The sequence below is a fragment of the Hymenobacter terrenus genome, from assembly GCF_000972495.1.
Lineage (GTDB): Bacteria > Bacteroidota > Bacteroidia > Cytophagales > Hymenobacteraceae > Hymenobacter > Hymenobacter terrenus.
Genome location: NZ_LATM01000134.1, coordinates 1 through 608, shown reverse-complemented (window position 1 = coordinate 608; position 608 = coordinate 1). Strand labels below are relative to the sequence as shown.

Annotated in this window: 1 protein-coding gene; it reads left to right on the top strand. The window is 60.9% G+C overall.

Annotation, left to right across the window (positions count from 1 at the left end):
- Positions 1 to 82: 82 nt before the first annotated feature.
- Positions 83 to 608, top strand: a 526-nt coding sequence (locus WX88_RS26830; protein WP_156176504.1) for a plasmid pRiA4b ORF-3 family protein, incomplete at its 3' end; no start/stop codon positions are given.

Below are 608 nucleotides of genomic sequence, written 5' to 3'. Positions count from 1 at the left end.
GAGAGCATCAAAAAGTGTGGGGCAATGGGGAGGCAAGCGTCTGGCGAGTTAACTTGGGGAGCCGTACTTGTTCGTGAAAGCGATGCCCCAGCCAGCTTCTACGCCAATCTTATCTGCTCCTGACCGCCTGGCCTTGGGCTATCAGCTCAAGATTCACCTGCTGGGCATCAGTCCGCAAATCAGTCGGCGCGTGCTGGTGCGGGGCGACACAACGCTCGCCGAGCTACACCATATCGTTCAGGTGGCGATGGGCTGGGAGAACTGGCACCTGCATCGCTTCAAGCTCTGGGGAAAGGACTACGGGATTCCGTATGCTGGCGGTGCCTACTTTGCCGACGATGCCCGCCGCGTCCACTTGGGCGATTTCCCGTGGCAGGTGAACGACAAGTTCACCTACACCTATGACTTCGGCGACTATTGGCAGCACCAGGTGCGGGTGGAAAAGCTGCTGCCACTAACCGTAGTGACGGTAGTTCCAGTATGCGTGAGTGGCCGCCGCGCCTGCCCACCCGAGGAAGTTGGCGGCCCTAGCGGCTACGACCAGCGCACGCACGACCAGTTCAGCTGGGCCTACGAAGCCGTTGACCGGCTGCTGGCCGGCGAGGATA